Source organism: Mesotoga sp. Brook.08.105.5.1, from assembly GCF_002752635.1.
Classification (GTDB): domain Bacteria; phylum Thermotogota; class Thermotogae; order Petrotogales; family Kosmotogaceae; genus Mesotoga.
Genome location: NZ_AYTW01000006.1, coordinates 37,417 through 56,161, shown reverse-complemented (window position 1 = coordinate 56,161; position 18,745 = coordinate 37,417). Strand labels below are relative to the sequence as shown.

Here is an 18,745-nt window from a genome sequence, read left to right as displayed (position 1 = left end):
TATGAACAGGAGAATCAATTTGGATAACGTAGTTAAGGAAATCGCAGACATTTTGGATGAAAAGCATGGGGAAGACATCGTAATACTGGACGTCTCCAAGGTGTCAAATCTATCTGATTACTTTGTCGTAGCAACTGCCAATTCTGACCCCCATATGGGTGCTCTTCGAGAGGCGATACTCGAGTACATCGAAAAGGAAACCGTCGAGATCATCTACTACGACAAAGGAAAGGGATATGACTGGATGGTAATCGACGGTGGTTACTTCATCGTCCACATATTCAGTAAGAAGGGAAGAGAGTTCTATTCTCTCGAAGACCTTTGGTTGAATGCAAAGAGATACACATATAGAGATCTCGTCGCTGACGAGGACAACACACGGCAGTAATCGCAGTCGATCCCGGTGCCCCTTCTGTAGGGGTCGATCGGCGCAAAGCCGGAGGAAAACCAAAACGGAGGTGTATTTGTGTCGGTAGTATCTATGAAACAGCTTCTCGAAGCCGGAGTTCACTTCGGTCACAGAACGAGAAGATGGAACCCCAAGATGAAGCCGTATATTTATGGTGAGAGAAAAGGCATCTACATCGTAGACCTTCAGAAGACACTTAAGCTCATTGAAGAGGCCTATGAGTATGTGAGAAATTCTGCTCAGGAAGGTGCTACGTTCCTTTTTGTTGGCACAAAGAGGCAGGCTCAGCAAATCGTACAGGAAGAAGCGAAGAGATGTGACTCCTTTTACGTCAACAGCCGCTGGCTCGGTGGCCTTTTGACGAATTTCACCACGATCAAGAAGAGAATCGAGGCTCTCAAGAACTTCGAAGAAATGGAGGAGTCGGGGAAGCTCGCCGCCCTACCCAAGAAAGAGCAGAGTATGATCAACAAGAGGCTCGATAAGCTTAGAAAGAATCTCAGCGGTGTTAAGGAAATGCAGAAGCTTCCAGACGTGATCTTCATAGTTGATCCCAAACAGGAAGAAATTGCCGTTGCAGAAGCCAACAAACTTGGCATTAAGGTTATCGGTATCGCAGACACCAACTGTGATCCAGATGTAATAGACTTCATTATCCCCGGAAACGACGACGCCATAAGGGCAATTCAGTTGATCGTTCATACCATGGCCGATGCTATTCTTGAGGGCAGAGAGGGTCTAAACGCCGCTGCTCTCGAAACTAAGAAAGAATCGACTGCCGAAAAAACTGTCGAAATCTCTTCAGATGAAGAAAAACCCTCCGAAGAATTAGTCGATGACTCAGATGATTCAGAGGACGAAGAATAATAGAAGCAATTTGCGCCTTTAGTAAGTCGGGGAGCCTTTTGGCTCCCATTTCTGATTGACAGGAACTAGCACAATGAAGCTATTATCTGAAAACCCCTGTATTTGCTGCTCATACTCCCATGATTGCAGAGCGAAGAAGATTCCGGCCGCGAAACCCCCAGAACGAGTCTGCAACGCTAGCGAGTATTAGGTTCGCTTTCTGATAGGCTATATTATAGTGGAATAGCCTGATACGGATGCTCGTAGAATCTACCGGTTTAATGGAAGCTTATTGGTGAATCGGGAGGTGTCTGATGAAAAGGTTGATCATCGTTCTTTCCATCACTATGGCATTGCTAGTATTGTCTTCATGTTTCCCCGGGTCAGGCCCGAAAGTTCCGAAGTCTCTGCTAATAGATGATATCCACTCAAACTATACTGAGGAGTTTGAACCATCAAAAAGATACGAAACACTCATACAAGAATTCAGGGGGAAAGGTTATACAGTGGACCTGGCATCAGTAAAAGGATTCTCACCTGAGAACTACGGAGTAGTACTAGTAGCAACACCAGGCGATGCCTTCTCGGCTGGAGAAATCGCGGATCTCTCTGCTCTTCTTAGTAGGGGAGGAAAGATCATAGTCCTTGGAGAATGGTTTGAGTATTACGACAATACAATACTGAATACTCTTCTCAGTGCACTCGGAATAGATATTCAGTTCAGCAACAATAAGATCGTCGATGAAAGCAACAATTACGGCTTCGTTGAGTATTGGGTTACAACTTCTCTTTTTGAGTCTCACAGAATCACTTCGGGTCTTGATGAGATTGCTCTCTTTGGAGCTTGCTAGCTCAGAGTTGGAAGCAGCGCAGAGACCCTTTCCTATGCCGAAACCACTGCTCACCCTGAGGGTGAAGATAGTGTCGCGTCGTTGACGATAATCGCTGCTGCAAACTCCGCCTCAGGAAGGGTAATCGCTATTGGAGATACAAATGTTTTCGCAAATGACACTGAGGATGATTTTCCAGGAATCGACGATTACATAGATATCATGGACAACCTGAAGCTTCTTCGGAATATTATCGATTGGTGAAACTCTCATAGATGAAGGAGTTGTTAGAGACATCTGGGCATTTCTAGAACAGACTTCTGCAATCAAATCAGATTGAAGGTTCTCAATGTTATGTTCAGAATTATCACAAAAAACACGGCAAACAGCGCCCCCATAAGCAGCTTGATCTTTGCAGCTGCCTGAGTCGATGTCATGAACTCCTGTATTTTCTTGGTCGAGGAGCTAAAGTAAGCGACGAGTGTTATCGCAATAATCGGGGCAGTGAACCCAAGATTGTATGTCACGAGGAAACCAAGAGCCCTTCCCGAAACTCCGGCACTGTTGATTATATAAACGATCGTCGGTAGGTAGACCTGCCCGGTACACATGAACTCGACAAAAGAAACTAGAATCCCGGTAACAAGTGAAGCAATCCATATGGTCTTCGCCCTGGCGTTCTTTCGAATTATCTCATGTGTCTTCTTCTTCAAACCCGGTGAAAGCTCCAGGATAGCCTTCTTGTTCTTGTATCTCATTCTGTAGAAGTCTACTACCGACAGTATGGCAAGAACGCCGGTGAAAACTGCCATCGCAGGATAAAAGATTAGCTGAAATAACCTAGAGATGCTTTCAATGTAGCCTACTGCACCTAGCAGCCCTGTTCCCATTGCCAAGTACGCTACAAAGATGCCAATAGCGAAGAAAACCCCTGCAACTAGAATCTCATTTCTTCCCCTGCCAACGTAGTACAGGTATGAGACAAGAAATATCAGCACAACAAAAGCGCAAGGGTTTATACCGTCTATCAGTCCAGCACCGAGAACGACGAAGACACTGAACTGCTCATAACGATCTGTAATCCTCTGACTCACATCTTCGCCAAAAGTTTCTATCTCTGAGAGCTTTATGTCTCTTTCCTCTTGAGAGTAGTTCATCATGCTCTCAAGAAGTAAGTCCGGTCTCATATTTGAGGGAGTAAAAGCGTCCTTGCCGACAAAAATCATTGGATACAAGTCCAGCTCGCTTTCATCTACACCGTAAACTCTGGCATACTTAAGCTTTAGCTCTTGATTCTTGGACTCATTGAGCATGAATTTGTTGACGACCACAGCCTCTTCAACTTCGTAACTCAGACTGTCTATCATCATCTCGGCCTCGAGACATTCCTGACATGTCGCAACTCCGAAAAAGTCGATAATCACCGAAGCGGCTGCCGAAAGACAAATAAGACTAAAGAAAATAAGAAGTAGACTCCGTTTCATACATGCACCCCGTTAATCATACAAAGTTTGTCGGTTGTGGATTTCCAAGATTATACCACCCGGGAGACAGGCTGCCGAACTCCCCGGAGTAGCTACCGGAAGGACTTCTTTTTACCCTGCTTATCCTTACATTAACAACGCGGGTTAGCCTCACCCGCTCTCTTATTGAGGTTTTCCGAGAGACTCGTCGAGAGTGTAAAAGTCTTCGGGCCACGCGAAGCTTGCAGGGCAGATTGAAGCCACCTGATCAAGGATGTTTCCCGAACCGCTTATTGTGCCGCGGAAGACAGTTCCACCGCAACCGCAATCAGTGCACTCTCTTAGATAGAGGTCGAGCCCGTGCCTTACGTTGGCGAAAATCTCATTATTGATAAGCTCAACATGGCCGGTCGTATTGAGAAGGACTCCGTTCTCTATACTGCGGGTCACGGAGTTTCCCACAAAACTACCGGACGAGTTGCTCCCAACTGTTATGGCTATTCTATTACTCATAAATTCGCTTAAAGCGACTCTGAAAACAATGTCGTTGCTCACGTGCACCGCAGTTCCGTTCCTGTCGAAAATACTCTCTTCAATTCTTACGACACCGGAACCGTACGCGTAAATACCGACGTTTCTAGTCGGCGGGACATCGCCCGTAGTGAGTGCATCATAAGAAGAGATCCTGCATCCACTTACAAGCAAATCAGAGCTGTCAGAACCGCTGAAAGCGATCCCGTATCTGCCACCCACAATATCACAATTCCTTATCTCTCCCGAGACTCGCGAAACCTGTATACCGCTAGAAGCAGTCTTTACGGTAATATTTGAGATCAAAAAGCCTGTTCCCGTTCTCACGAGTATTGCCGGTGTTGTTATATTAGCTGCTTCAAGGATGACTTCATCTATGGACACCCCTCTTATCTCGACGGCCTTATTCACCAGAAGGTTTTCCTTGTAAGAACCCGGTTGAATCAGGATCAGATCGCCGTCGCCCGCCTGATCTATGGCACTCTGTATTGTGGTGTAAAGGGAGTTGTCTCCGCCTACGGAAAGGGTGCGCCTGTCTGCCGATTCGCCGGGCATGACGACTATATTGAAAGAGGCGCGGCCCGTTCCGCCACGATCGTCCAGAACCTCGACCGCCACCGTATGCGTCCCAATCGACCCGACAGGTACCTCGAGAGTGAAAATTCCTTCTCTGCTAACCTTACCGGGACCGCTAACCAGACTGTAAGAGACTATACTGCCATCGACATCCCTCGCCCCCAGCGTAAGATCGACATTAAGCGTGCCACCTTCTACAACTCTCTGATCTCCAACATTCAGAGTCGGCGGCATGTTTCTCTTCCTCACAAGATAAGGCACTTCGAATTCGACAGACTCTTCGCCAGCCGAAGCCCTTATTATGACTTTCTCCTGACCGACCGCGCCGTCTGCAGGATTTAGCGTTAGTATCCCCTCCTCTATTCTGGCGTTGAGTGAAGCGTTCGCTTCGACGATCTCAAATCGCAGCTCTTCACCAGTTACTCTGAACCCATTAAGCCCTATCCTGACGACATCACCAACTTCGGCATACTGTTCGGGGACGGCGAATCCGAGTTCATGCCCTTCAGCCACGGAGGCTTTGACCTGGGCAACATTCACAAAGAAGGACGAGTTGCCGTCGTTTCCCTTTTTGTCTCTTAGTCTAATGGACACCCGAACCCGCCCGGAAAGGTCGGAGCCGGGAGTGAGTTCATAGACAGACCCGACGATCCTTCCCGGTCCTTGCTCCAGAGAGAAGAGCAGATCGCTCTTGCTGTCCGAAACAAAGCCTGAAAGATCGACCCTTAGCGTTTCATGTTGCTTTGCGCTCTGGTCGGGGATGACAACTTCTGGTGCTGTTGAAGCACCACACGATGAGATTAGAATCGAGATAAGCACAAACAAAATAAGAGAAATACCGATTGAAGTTTTGCCTGTACGCATAAACACCACTCCCTGAGAGGATTTAAAGTATTATACCATCAAGACGGAGTTGAATCAGCACCAACCGTTTAAGGTGAGCCCTGACCCTCTTCTGTTGGAAATAACAACGGGAAAGTTAGATTAAAAATCGATTCCTGGTAAGAAAAAACCCCGGCACCGCCGGGGTTTTTTTGCAGAACTCGGAGTTCTATAACTCTGGAGACAGAGCAGTTCCCTGCCCTTCAACGACTATTGGATTTGGTTCAGTATAGAACTCTTCACCAAAACATTTTTCATCAGCTGCATAGACGTCAAAGAGTTCAAGCTTATACTGAGTTCCAAGAACTATCTCGGGATCGCTCACGATATTCTTTTCATCATATACATTGACATCTACGACAACGTAGTCAGGTCCAGTTCCACCTGAATGGATACCGTTAGTGCCACCGACGTTGGAGCCGCTGTAAGTCGCCATCGCCAGCCAATCATCGTTGGGATTTGTTCTGAAGTACAGAACGGCAGTCGCATCATCTGTCACGACTTCTTCGTTGAACCTGAGCACTACCGTATCTGACTGAGCGTCAAATCTGAAACTGGTACCACTCCAAAGCACCGGTCCGGTGTTTCTGATATAAGCACTCAAAGATGGTTCTTTGACCGTCTTGTTGCATTCATCGTAGGCGGTCAAGGTTGCTATCACTGTCTCACCGGATACCTGCCCGAATCTCCACTCAACTACGCCTGTTGCGTCAAGTGTGGTCCAGTCTCCCCACACCAGCTCGCCGTGGCTGACTTCGATCTCAATTCTGTCAAAACAAGCATCGGTAGCATCCCACGTGAGGTAGGTGTTTGTCGCGTTACACCCTGCAAATTGTACAGTACCTCCATCTTTGTCGGAGAAGTCGAATTGTCCTACTACTGGGGGTTTAGTATCGACGTAAACACTTACCGCTTTAGAAACTTTGTTTGAAAGGTCCAGCGAGCAACAGCAGTCGTATGCAGTGAAGGTCGCTACATAAGTTCCGCAATCGACGTTCAATGGAGCCTCGAGATATAGAGAACCTGAGTAAGTATGTGTATCAGGGAAGATATCCAAATCATTGTCGAATATCTCGAGTGGCGAGCCAGGTATGACATTGCCATTAACCGGCCTGAATTCCCATTCAAGTAAACCGATCTGACATTCACCTTCACCACATACTTTGCATGGGAAGGAACCGTCTGTAATACTAACTGTAAGGGTAGCCTCCGTCGCACATGAAGTCGGCACTTCTTCCCAACCGAATTCAAGAACCGGCGGCAACCTGTCGATGCTGTGAGTTACGTCAAAATCAGTATCTGATGCGCCGCAGGTATCATAGGCAACGATGGTTGCAACATAGGTATCACAATCAATCATCGGCAGGCAGATCTTTATTTCATCACCGTACAAAGTTCTATCGGAACCATTCCCACCCTGAGGAGGGTAGTCTTGCCTGTATTCGTCCAACTCAGCACCGACGGCTTTGAAGATAAGGTATTCGCCTTCGATTGCGGGAACATTCGTACCACAGGTGACATTCGGGTAGTTCGCCCAGATTTCTACCGATTCAAGACAGTTCTCCTCGACTTCCCAGTCGATATAAACGCAACTGGCGTCACAACTGGGGGCATCTTCGTCTGCATCAACAACCGAAATGGTCGCAGCTGGGGGAAGATGATCGACCTTCACACCAACGTCATAGCTCGTTACAGAGTCCTTACCTTCGTTACCACAATCGTCCTTAACAAGTGCGCGAGCTTCAATATAGGTGCAATCGAACTCGTATTCAGGTCCGAATCGCCATTCTATCTCACCCATGAGCGTCGTGGTAGCGTAGGTGGAAACTAACTTGCCATCAATGTAGAGTTCTCCAACATTCACGGATATGAACACTTCTACATCACATTCACCACTGGCCTCCCAGAAGAGCGTCGTATTTGTCGAATCACATTCTAGTAAATCAAAACAGTTGTCCGCGTTGAGGATTATTACGGGATCAACATTATCAATCTCGGCTGAGAAGGTTTTTTCAGTCTCGTTCAGGCAGTCATCGAGAACTGTTATGGTGGCAACGATCGTACCACACTCGAAATCCTCGAATTCCCAGAGAACCGTTCCGGACTTAGTCTCAAACTCGAATGGTTCGGCTTTGCCGTTCAACTTGCCGAAATTGACTTCTATTGTACCGGAAATGTCTCCCGCATCCTCTATGTACCAAGCCAGAACAGTATTGGTCGCGTCGCATTCGAGAACACACTGTTCGCATTCAAGACCGAAGTGGACGTTGGGAGGAGTCGTGTCGAGAGTACACGTCTTTGAAGCCTCGAATGTGTTGCAGAAAGTATCTTCTGCCCAACCGTAAACAGAGTACTCGACTTCCTCTATCTGACCCTCGCCGACAGTATTGACAGTTATTGTGGCATCGATAGTTGCGAATTTGCGGTCAAAGAAGAACCATCCCGCAGGATCGGTAAATGTTGTCTTTGTCTTTCCGGTCGGAGTTGCACTGAACGTAACTTCGGCGACGTTTTCAAACTTAGCTCCAACCTTTCTCAGACCAACATCATCGCGGAAATCAAAGGAAACGACCTTCGTAGCATCATCACAAGGCCAGCAATCGAGATCGATTTCGACTTCCGGAGGAACGAAGTCGATTTCGCACTCGCATTCCACTTCGGTAGCCTGACCGGTTATCGTGGTGACTTCCCAGAGCACTGAAACATCGCCGTTCAGTTCAGGATCGAACATGCCTTCGAATATCTTGAAGAATGCCTTGCCGCTGGAGTAAGTTATATCTCCTTCTGGGACGGTTTGACCGTTTACGGTGGCGGAAACTTCGAAGAATTCGCCGAGGTCCGCAAAGAGTAGTCCTGAGATTTCTAGACCCGGTTCAACATAGCCCGGCCAGCAGGGATCACATGGATTGCAAACGCAGGGAATACATTCCAGGCTTACTTCGGTATCGAAGTAGATGCTTATAGTTTCCATGTCATCGGGGCAGACGCCACATGGCCACGGTCCACAGCCTTCGTTGTAAAGGACTATCTGTATTCCACGATATGTGACGCCCTCCTTGAGCTTGGTTAGATCGAGATCGAAAGTCTCTTTCTCGGTAGAAGAGGCATCTCTGGTTATGACTTTGTCATAAAGTATTACATTATCAGGACACTCACAATCCCATTCTTCACCAACGAAAGCTACAATTCTAACTCTCACTTTCGAATCAAGGGTTATCGTGGCTTCAAGCGTAGCTGAAGGGGTTCCGGCTATCGGTATTATGTTCATGCCGTCATAAGTGACTATACCGCTGGTGAACTCGTAATCAACGATTTGTGCGAGGTCAACATGAACATAGAACGGGATCTTTACGGTGGTCGTTCCTCCACCGGAGTTCGTTGCCGTTACCGCCAGATGATAGAGTCCACCTTCCGGGTTTTCGCCCAAGAAATCCGCAAGTAGATTTCCGAAGACGAAATTGTAGAATTTGGCGGCTTCTATGGCTTTGGTATAGACAATCTCTTCCCCTTTAAGGATACTCCAGGAAGCGGCTGTCAGGGACTTCTTAGTATCGTCAACCTTGTACTGGAACTGAAGTCCAGTACCGTTGGCCGGATAAGTGCACGGCGCTTCGACTATCATCAGAGAACCGCCTATCCATTCAACGTAAACCTCGGGTTTCTCTGTTTCCTTGAGATCGAAGTGAGCGGTTGCGAGAATGTCTTTCGTCATCGTTGCGACCACTGTAGCCTCTTCAAACTCTACACCATCGACTACCCACATGACGAAGTCGCTGTTTGCGTCGGGCGTAGCCGTCAGCGTTACTACGGTGCCCTCATTGTAAACGTGATCGCCAACCGCTGGGTCGACCGCCCCGTCTCCGTCTCCGGCCTTTGCAACGGTCAAAGTGAATTGATCGACAGGTGGTTCCTCTGCCTTAAAGACCGCTTTAACTGATTTGTCAGAATCCATGGTAATTGTGTAAGGATTATTTGTATCCTGCTCCTCGCCAATTACCCACTTCTCGAATTCCCAGCCTTCATCAGCAACTGCTGTAAGCTCAACTGTCACTCCCTCCAAATATCCCTTTTCTTCAGGCTCGGGATTCTTGTCGACATGACCATCACCTTCTGTCGTTACTGTCAGCTGATAGTAGACCACCTTTGGTGGACAACCAGTCAGCATGAGCATTAATAGCAGAACAGAAAGCAACGTAGTAAGTTTCAAAAGTTTCTTTGCCACTGCACACACCCCCTATAAGGCGTTTGGTTGTGAAAAGTATTTGCTAAAGAACATAAAGAACATATAGAGACTCATATATTGACTCAAAAGCACTTTGAACAATCCCGAATTTAGGTGAAAAGCTAAAGATAACTTGTAAATCGCGAACACATCTCAATAATTATATACCACAATGAAACGACTAGAAACAAGATGAATCAAGAGTATTGTACCATTTCCAATAAGCACATGTCAAACTATTTTCGCGGCTAAACCGTCTCTTTGAGCGAGTCAAAGCAATAACAAAGCCAACTGCTAGATCTACGAGTACTGCTGGATGGTTCATCTTGCTTCGAATAGCCTTCGTGAGATAAATTATACACCAACTGAGCGCAGATTATGCCTTCGTGTTCTCACAGTATTTTGCTGAGCTAGCAGAACTCTTAGAAGGCGCAAATCACTATTGGATGAAATTCGAGAGAGTAACTCCGGAAAGAGTGGGTAGCTCGGACATTTATCATCCTTTCTTCTTGGATTCAAGATTCATTTGTTCGCTTTGGTTAATGTCTTTGGAGGATATTCTGTGATTTCCCTTGTCGATAATACGAATCGATCTTCCTTAGCATAGCGAAACTTCTGAATCCTCCACACTTAATTAATGTATAATTCGTATTATGAGAAGCTTGAATTCTTCGAAAAGCAGCTACTGGGTTAAGAGGTGTTTCCTTATACAGATCTTAATCATTCTTCTCCTGGCTTCCGGATGCTGGATTATCAAGAAGCCTACGGAGGAAGCTGAAATAGGTTTTGATAGATCGAGATTCACAATCGAAGAAGGCTCAGATTCCGTAATCCGCCTAGTGTCGAATAAGTTCGACGGGATCTACGCTTTTGAAGTAGTGCTCGAGGCTTTTGGCGGAGTTGAGATAACAGCCGTAAAGTCTCTATTGGATGAGCTATTATTGATTGCCGACTGTCATACCCGTTCACAGGCAGTCATCCACGGTGCTTTCCCTTACGATCAGCAAGAAGCGAGAAGTGAAGCCCTTATCGAAATCGAAATCCGCGCCACAAAAAGTGGCACGTTAAGGATTCGTTCGCATTATGCGCTGGACGTTGATTTGTCCGTCGTCAATGTGAAGTCGGATTCTTCGACAGTTGAGGTGACTGTCAGATGATCGGCAGATCTTTTCTTATCTGCATCATTGCAGTCGTTCTTTTTTCAGCTGTTCTTACTGGAGCACCCAGTTTTGACGGAGTCATAGCTGCTTATCAGCCGGACGGTACGCGGATCGAATTCAGACAATTTGGTGACGAGTACCATAACTTCATCCTAGATCTTCATGGAAGGCCGCTCAAGCAAGATCCTTCAAGCCGTTTCTGGCATTATGGAGTAGTTGTCGAGGGAGAGATACGCAGATCAGATCGCCTTAAAGGGATCGATCAGCCTGTCGGCATTCCCTCATTTGAACCTTGGCAGCTTTTCGAATCGTTGAACTTCACTACTCAAACGGCTTTCGAAATCCGCGAAGAACCGGTTAACAAAGAAGGAACGATCAGGGTACCAGTAATTCTCATTGATTACCCCGATTACCCCCATCAGTATTTGCCAGAGGACTTTGAAGAGATAATCTTCTCTTCTTATCCTGAACTCGCTCCCTTGGGTTCTGTGAGAGACTATTATAGCGAAGTGTCTAATGGTTCGCTTAATTTGTACGGAGAAGTGTATGGCTGGTATACCGCTGACAAATCTAAGGCTTTTTATGCGCAAGATGAATTCGAACTCGTTAGGGAAGCTATTTCAAAGGCCGACAAGGATATAGACTTCTCACTTTATGATAATAATGATAATGGGGTTGTCGATATGATAATAGTTATTCATGAAGGGATGGGGAGAGAACTCTCTGGAGATCAGCTGGATATTTGGTCTTTTCAGTCGAGATTGTTCGATTACGCGACGAATGACGGAGTAACCGCAGACCTCTTCACAATTCAGCCTGAGAGGGTTGACTGGCCAACGGAAATAGGCGGAGCTCCGGTGAGAGGGATTGCGACGATTGGTGTAATGGCACATGAAACAGGTCACCTATTCGGCCTCCCAGACCTTTACGACTATTCGGGAGCGACATGGGGCATAGGATACTGGGGAATTATGGCTTACGGTTGTTGGAACTACGTTGAAAGACCGGGAGATTTGCCTGCGCATTTCTCCGCGTGGTCCAAAGCGAAACTAGGCTGGTCTGTACCTCTTGAGATCTCGGGGTTCTGTGGCGATTTCTTCCTTGAAGATGTAAAAGTCGGCGGCAGACTTTTCAAGTTCTCGAACAGCAGCAGACCAGATGAGTATTTTCTTCTCGAAAATAGAGTAAAATCCGGATTCGACTACGCTCTCCCGGGAGAAGGTCTCCTTGTTTATCATATCGACGATTCCGTTTACGGGAATAGCGGTACTCGCAAGCAAGTTTATTTGCTCCAGGCCGACGGGAGGGATGAGCTTATGGATTCCTCGTCTCGGGAAAACAGAGGCGATGATGGAGATCCTTTCCCCGGTTCGACAAACAATACCTCCTTGAACTCGAACACCAGCCCAAATTCTAACTGGTACGACGAGACAGATAGCGGGCTCTTCATGTCTTTAATAACTTATGAAGAGAACCAGGTTCATTTCACTCTTGGAAATGGCCAAACTAAGATAGGCGTTCTATGCCCGCTTTTGATGAAGAACGGTACAGGAACTGTTGCCCTCAAGATGCTCGAAACCGCACTTCCCATATCGTCGATTACGGTTTCTCTCGAACTCGCTGCAGCAGACATTGTAGAGATTTCAGTAAACGAGAGGTGGGACGAAAAGCAGAGGAAGATAATCACTTCTGATGAAAGCACCCATATCGAGCTTTCTCTGAACTTCGCCGGTCTTGATTCGGCTATACCCGGCGCTATCGTTACTCTTCATCTGACGGGCAAACCGAGCAGTTCCGTTTTGAAGTCCGTCAGACTCTCCGGTTCATATCAGGATGAACCCAGTCTCGACTGTGTCGTCGAAAGAAGAATCAATCCCGCTGACATCAACAATGATGGCTACATAGATGAAGCCGACTTCCAGCTATTCAAGAAGAATTACTTCAAAAGAATTGGTGACGGAAATTGGGACACCATTGCCTCTCTGTGTGATTTAGACAATGATGACGCAGTTGGCGCCAATTTGACCGATCTTGCGCTCTTTGGAATCTACTCGAAGCAGTAAGTTCTAATGCTGCCTGCACTGCAATTCTTTCACCGTCAGAATTGATCGATAATTCTAAGACTCTCATAGTGAATGTACACGCTGAGGATACCCGATAAACTGGCAAACATGTATTGAAATGGGATGCCGTTTTGATTAGAATAGCTAATAACTTGAGTATCTCCAAATTCATAGATCCCTTACCCAGTAAGAATAATGTGGTCGAGTAATCTTTAAAATGTTGCGCGATATAATCTTTCGTTCGTTTATTTCACATCTAGAATATGTTTGACCAACTGCCTATTTGACTGCCGTTCTTTGACAGACAAATCCTGAATCTGTTAATATGCGGTTCTCCCTGTCGCGCTTTCAGTTAAGCTTATACAATTTCGTCTATCCTTCTCAATTTCTTTCCATCTCACTCGGTTGTTATTAGTTACTCTGGTATTAGTTACTCAAACGTTACTGTGCGTTGTCTAGCGTACGTATGATTTCTCCGGCTACTTACTATAGAATATAAGCAAATAAGGAATAAGTTAGATCGACTGTTTTCTTTTCAATTTTTGGGGTGGAGTTTCCTTATACATTAGGGAGGTGTACTAGATGAGAAAGTTTTTGATTTTCACTGGAATGATTTCACTACTTTTAGTTTTTTTTAGTAGTTGCGTAAGACCAATAGATAGTGAATACGATTCCATTGATCTTGGTAACTTCAATACAGGACTTGAGATTAATTACTCCATGCAGAACGATGAGGGATTTTATGAGAGTTCTGTGCATATTAACAAATTTACAGTTATAGGTAAGCTTATTTACCGTGTTGAGAACGATGTAGATTCCGGCGCATCGCTCTACTTAAAGTACGAAATGTTCGATAGCTGGAGAATAAAGGAAACAAGAGCGGCGACGGCTCTGAACAATCAATCTTTCCCCTCAAAAAACGGTTTCATTGATCCCGATGGACTGCCGAACATCTTTCAATTCGATCCGGCACTCTCTCAAACAGAAGAGATAGTTATACCTCTCGGGATTCTTTCGGAAGATGTAAGAGGTATATATTTTGCAATAGTAGGCTATTTTGAGAGATCTTCTGGCAGCAAAACTATCGAGGGTTATTCTTTCGGACCTTGTGTGTACTTTGTGCCTGTTAGAACTGATCCAAATATTGAAGTCAGACCTTTAATAAAAGTGGATGTTGAAGGCGAAGTTGATCTTTCAAGAGTGACTGATTACGATTGGGAGATAACTAAGGAGGCAAGTCCGGAAGTAATCAGCAATCTCAAGCAAGGAGATTCTGCGAGCGTTGAATACACATTGACCGCGACCAGACTCACCCCTGCGGTAACTGACACATACAGCTTAACAGGGATCGCTACCGTTACCAACGAAGGTTCTCTTCAAGCAGATCAGCTTGGGCTGAAAGTATTTCTTTTGGGGAAGAATGGCGGCAACTGGGTTGAGATGGATTCTAAGACCCTTATAGAAACGAGTTCAAATACGGCTGTAGCTGCAAGCGACTTGGTTGGAATTGGAAAGCCCTTCACTTTCGTTTTCAATCCAGGTAATTATTCAGAGATCAGAATTCTGGCAGAAGCAACTGATAATTGGCCAGAGATCGTGGATGACTTTGAGGATCATCTGATTCCGATTTCGCCTTCATCACAGACATTCGTTGATGAAAGTGCTTCAGTAATTGACATGCCGAGAAATCTTGTTGAATTCGAGAATCTCGGATTCTCGGTCGATAATACAGGCACATGGCCTTGGAGCGTTTCACCTTGGGTACTGACAGACGTAAATGGTGGATCAAAAAAGTACTCAATTGTCATAACAAATGTTGATGCTCCTCTTGGAAGTTATACTCTTACAAACGATGCGACCTTGACTGAAAATGACACCTTAACCAAGAGAGAAGCCTTTGCAAGAGTCATGGTTTCCACACCCCAACCCCAGGAAGATATTCTTACTCTTGAAGCAACCGTTACGGGAACATTCTCCTGGGCAAAAGAAATCGAATACGATTGGGAAATTGAAAAATCTGTAGCTCCTGAGACAGTTTATCTGGATATAGAGGAAGATAAAAATGTCACATATTCAATTAATGCTACAAGAACGCTGACCGAGAACTCTACTAATACTTTTTCTTACAAAGGGCAAGTCGAAGTAGGTAACTCTTCTGTTTCAACGATTCCAGCAGATGTCGATTTGACGATAAGCCTTCTGGAGTCAAGTGATGGAGGAACGTTCAATCCTGTCCAGGCAACAGTCACCGAGACACTATCTGGACTGAATCCAGGAGATGTGGTAACCAGAAACTTCGATTTCTCCAATTACTCGTTTGTTGAAGGATACTACTATAGCGTCAAGGCAGAAGTCGTTTCCGGCGCTGTATCAAAGACCAATACGGGAGCTCTTGCCGGTCCGATTTCGCCTACAACCCTTTTAGAGTTCGACAAGACAGCCACTGTGAATGATGCTTATATGGGGCCGGTAGGATTTGAAGTTACTCCCGATTCAGATTATGCATGGCCCTGGCTTCTTTCAGAGACACCGGCGGCAACTACCTATACATTTAATATAATGAACTTGGAAAAAGAAGAGGGAGAGTACAAGCTTCCAAATACCGTGACTCTCGTTGAAGATGATACAAAGCAAGAAAGAAGCGACGATGCAACTGTCACGATACTGGTTCCGGAAAACAACGACCTGGCAATAGCGAACGAACATGACATGGAATGGGATCAGACTAAGGAGTACAGCTGGGAAATTGAAAAGAGCGCAGTACCTGAAAGTATAGAACTGAATGAAGGAGAAGACGGCACCTTCGCTTATACCATTCTGGCAACCAGGACCCTGGAAGAGACGAATATCGCAACTCTAACAGGCCTTGCCACTGTTACTAACACGGGTAATGTAGCTCTTACAAACATAAATGTCGAAATAGTTCTTAAAGATGCAGACGGTGTGGAGATAGGTACTTTCACCGACACAATAGCTACTCTGGCAACTGGAGCAGAAAAGGGATTCCCTTACTCCTTCACATTTGATCCTACCTCGTACAAGGCACCGTTTAAGGTATTTGCGAAGGCAAATGACGGAGCTTCAGATGATCTTGAGACGGATCAGCCCCTGCCGCTTCCAAATGTTACAGAGTATGATGAAGACGCATTTGTAAAGGATACCTTCCTTTCATTCAGTGTGTCTGGAATTGAGATCGAAGGAAACATCTATCGTGATTGGTTCAACATAACAGAAAGTGCAAACTGGAATTCTCTCACTAACAGCTGGAGTGTAAGCTACAGCGTGAGAGCTACCAACACGGGGGCCGCACCTGATGAATACCCTCTTGATAACACGGTAGATATATACGGTGAGGATTCTGAAGAAATACTCGATAGTGATGAAGAAAGAGTCTTCATTATTGTTCCTCCAGACAACGATCTAGACATAGAAAACGAACATGACATGAAGTGGGATCAGACTAAGGAGTACAGCTGGATAATAGACAAGAGTGTTACCCCTCAGAGTCTCACTCTAGGTACGGGTGATTCCGGTACCTTCAATTACACCCTGGTGGCTACCAGGTCTGTTGAGGAGACAAACATAGCAACCCTTACCGGTGTAGCTACTGTTTCCAATACAGGCAATACTACACTCAGCAATATAGCTGTATCGATAGTTCTTAAAGATTTCAACGGAAGTACAATCAAGAGTTATAATACGATAATTATTTCTCTCGCACCTGGGAACGAACAGACTATTCCATATTCCTTTAAGGGGTTCAATCCCGGAGCCTACGCTGCTCCTTTCAAGGTTGTAGTAAATGCAATAGACGGCGCCTCCGATACTCTTGAAACAACTCAGACAGTACCATCTCCTGATGTAACCGAGATAGACGAGAACGCATATGTAGAGGATACTTTTGATCCATTCTCGGTTGCAGGACTCACTCTTTCTGGAAATATTAAAAGAGATTGGCAAGTGACGACTGCTAGCTGGACTCAGTCCTACTCTGTCTCAGTAGCCAACATGGGCGGTGCTCCAGGTCAATACCCTCTACACAACACAGCCGATATCTTTGGTAAAGATACAAATACAAAATATGATACTGACGACGAGACTGTGACTATAATCGTACCAGATACAGTCACACTAGAAGCTGAAGTTGAAGCTGAATTCTTCTGGAATAGAAGCAAGCTATATTCATGGGAGATAGACAAGGAAGTTAATCCAACTTCTATAACCTACGACGTGGATGAATTCGAAAAGGAAATCGACTACACAATAACGGCAACGAGGACACTTGAATCAGATGTTAGTGAGCACTCTTATCAAGGGGCCGTAACGGTTACTAATAGCGGCCTGAGTGAAGCTCAGAATGTGAAACTGCTCATAGAACTCCAATACTACGATGGCACCAATTGGATCACCATTGAGACGCTTCCACAAGTCTCTCTCGGCAATTTGGCATCCGGATTGTCCACTGTTCACGGCTTCGGACCTTCACTCTTCACACCAGTAGATGCTTCCGCTGAACACAGAATAGTTGTAGTAGCTTCGGCTGATGCACCAGCAAACACAGCAGATGATTCCTACAGTTCGATGCTCCAGATCACTAACAGTACCTCAACAAATGCAACTGCGACTCTGGACGATGAGTTCACGTATATTCCTGAAGGCTTCCAGATAGTCGGTACCGACCCCGACCCATTGCCTTTCCCGATGGAGCTGACAGATTCTGCAGTTATACAATTCTCGATCACGTTGAGAAAATTCTCATTCGACGGTTCAGGTGGAATTACTTACGTAATGGGCGTAGATTCCTACATAAGTGCAACAGTTTCGGGTTACATGGAAGGAACATACCCCGGTTGGTGCACAGAGGTAAATGTTCCTGGTATTGAAGGTCCATACACAATAGTGGACGTTTACGAGGGTGGCGCACCAAGTACACAGATGGCCAGGATCAACTATATTCTAAACAGATTCAGAGACGGTGATTATCCGGGTGTTGATTACAGGCACATTCAAATTGCCATATGGACGATAATGGAAGGTTCTATTAACTGGAGCTCGTGGAGAACTATGTTCAACCCAGATGTCCCGGATGGGGACAAGTCGCTCGTTGAAACCATTATTGATACTGCAGACGAAGATTTCCTTCCAGGCTGTGGTGATGTGATTCTCATAAGTGCATTGAGTTCAAACAAGCAGAACCTGATACTGGAAGCAGTATTGCCTTGCGAAGTGCAGGAGTTCACACTTGAGAACACGGCAACTCTTGTAACCGGGACTGATGAACTCTGGGACGATGCGGTTGTCGAGATAAAGCTTACTCCCACAGATCCCCAAGTCTGGAAGGAAGAGACCGCCTGGGGTGGAGACTATCATCCAGGAGCTGGGGCAACGTGGTGGTATTACTTCGACACGCAGGGGCCTTCTACTCAAGATATCTATGCAGGTCAGAAAAAAGTTGAAGGAGCTTCTGTTACCTATAAGAATGGCAAACTGACGATAGTCTTGGGACCGAACATGCGGTTGCAAAGTGTTTCTGACCCCGTTAAGATTCAGGGGTATGCAGAGGGTTCTCTGCCTTCTAGCAGTCCAGCTCCGGGAAAAATGACAATAAAAGGTTCGGATCTTGTGATTTCTGTAAGTCCTGCAAGATATTATGCAATCCACTTGGATGTTGAAGTCAAGCAGTAAACAGACAAGTAAACTCGATATCCAGCACTTCCGAAAGCTGTCGCCAAAGGCCCTCGTTGAGGGCCTTTGCTCTATTCA

General features: G+C 45.8%; 10 protein-coding genes. 7 read left to right on the top strand and 3 right to left on the bottom strand.

The genetic code is table 11. The features are described from left to right. Positions 1-19: 19 nt before the first annotated feature. The 4 genes from rsfS to V512_RS14545 all read left to right on the top strand — a co-directional run bounded on the left by rsfS (position 20) and on the right by V512_RS14545 (position 2,349). Entirely contained in the window at positions 20-388 is a 369-nt protein-coding gene (rsfS, locus tag V512_RS03370; RefSeq protein WP_243392232.1) for a ribosome silencing factor, read from the top strand. Positions 389-466: 78 nt separating this feature from the next. Beyond that, positions 467-1,276, top strand: a complete 810-nt coding sequence (gene rpsB, locus V512_RS03365; protein ID WP_099829055.1) for a 30S ribosomal protein S2 — start codon at positions 467-469, stop codon at positions 1,274-1,276. 293 nt (positions 1,277-1,569) lie between these two features. Continuing rightward, positions 1,570-2,106 (top strand): DUF4350 domain-containing protein, encoded by a 537-nt coding sequence (locus V512_RS03360; protein ID WP_099829054.1) that lies wholly within the window; start codon positions 1,570-1,572, stop codon positions 2,104-2,106. Positions 2,107-2,187: 81 nt separating this feature from the next. Next, on the top strand, positions 2,188-2,349 hold the full coding sequence (locus V512_RS14545; protein ID WP_165775335.1) for a hypothetical protein: 162 nt from the start codon (positions 2,188-2,190) through the stop codon (positions 2,347-2,349). Between the two features lie 62 nt (positions 2,350-2,411). Here V512_RS14545 and V512_RS03355 read toward each other — a convergent pair whose 3' ends face one another. The 3 genes from V512_RS03355 to V512_RS03345 all read right to left on the bottom strand — a co-directional run bounded on the left by V512_RS03355 (position 2,412) and on the right by V512_RS03345 (position 9,759). Next, the gene (locus V512_RS03355) at positions 2,412-3,569 is read right to left on the bottom strand and encodes a cytochrome C biogenesis protein CcdA (protein WP_099829053.1); all 1,158 of its coding nucleotides are present in this window, start codon (positions 3,567-3,569) and stop codon (positions 2,412-2,414) included. A gap of 162 nt (positions 3,570-3,731) precedes the next feature. Then, positions 3,732-5,519, bottom strand: coding sequence for a right-handed parallel beta-helix repeat-containing protein (locus tag V512_RS03350; protein WP_099829052.1), 1,788 nt, complete (start codon positions 5,517-5,519; stop codon positions 3,732-3,734). 187 nt (positions 5,520-5,706) lie between these two features. After that, positions 5,707-9,759: a hypothetical protein gene (locus V512_RS03345; protein ID WP_099829051.1), complete on the bottom strand. Its 4,053-nt coding sequence runs from the start codon at positions 9,757-9,759 to the stop codon at positions 5,707-5,709. A 662-nt stretch (positions 9,760-10,421) separates the two neighbouring features. On the opposite strand from V512_RS03345, the gene V512_RS03340 reads away from it, so the two are divergent. From V512_RS03340 to V512_RS03330, 3 genes are all read left to right on the top strand, one after another. Next, entirely contained in the window at positions 10,422-10,916 is a 495-nt protein-coding gene (locus tag V512_RS03340) for a hypothetical protein (protein ID WP_099829050.1), read from the top strand. After that, complete coding sequence (locus V512_RS03335; RefSeq protein WP_099829049.1) at positions 10,913-12,982, top strand: M6 family metalloprotease domain-containing protein; 2,070 nt, start codon at positions 10,913-10,915, stop codon at positions 12,980-12,982. The genes V512_RS03340 and V512_RS03335 overlap by 4 nt, the downstream gene beginning before the upstream one ends. A gap of 582 nt (positions 12,983-13,564) precedes the next feature. Further along, on the top strand, positions 13,565-18,667 hold the full coding sequence (locus tag V512_RS03330) for an FxLYD domain-containing protein (RefSeq protein WP_099829048.1): 5,103 nt from the start codon (positions 13,565-13,567) through the stop codon (positions 18,665-18,667). The last annotated feature ends 78 nt before the right edge of the window (positions 18,668-18,745 follow it).

Coding starts and splice junctions, on each gene's coding strand:
- V512_RS03360 (WP_099829054.1), top strand. CDS start 1,570: ATGAAAAGGTTGATCATCGTTCTTTCCATCACTATGGCATTGCTAGTA.
- V512_RS03355 (WP_099829053.1), bottom strand. CDS start 3,569: ATGAAACGGAGTCTACTTCTTATTTTCTTTAGTCTTATTTGTCTTTCG.
- V512_RS03350 (WP_099829052.1), bottom strand. CDS start 5,519: ATGCGTACAGGCAAAACTTCAATCGGTATTTCTCTTATTTTGTTTGTG.
- V512_RS03335 (WP_099829049.1), top strand. CDS start 10,913: ATGATCGGCAGATCTTTTCTTATCTGCATCATTGCAGTCGTTCTTTTT.
- V512_RS03330 (WP_099829048.1), top strand. CDS start 13,565: ATGAGAAAGTTTTTGATTTTCACTGGAATGATTTCACTACTTTTAGTT.